Genomic DNA, 240 nt, shown 5'->3' on the forward strand with positions numbered 1-240 from the left:
CCTCCTCAGCCGCACCGGCCCGGACCGCGACGACGCACGACACGTCACCGCGCTCGCCTTCACCTGGCTCGACCTGCACATCGCCGACTTCTACGCCAGCCACGTCCTCTCCACGCTCCTCGGCCGCACCGGCCCGGACCCCGCCGACGCAGAACACGTCACCGCGCTCGCCTTCACCTGGCTCGACCTGCACAGCGACCTCGGTGAGGCCCGCTTCGTCCTCCAGCCCCTCCTCAGCCG

Annotated in this window: 1 protein-coding gene; it reads left to right on the plus strand. The window is 72.1% G+C overall.

Features of this window, described 5'->3' with window-relative positions:
• The coding region (locus IE172_RS12345) for a hypothetical protein (RefSeq protein WP_190097215.1) at positions 1-240 on the plus strand (240 nt) is incomplete at both ends.

It is taken from the genome of Streptomyces griseoflavus, assembly GCF_014649995.1.
GTDB classification, from domain to species: domain Bacteria; phylum Actinomycetota; class Actinomycetes; order Streptomycetales; family Streptomycetaceae; genus Streptomyces; species Streptomyces griseoflavus.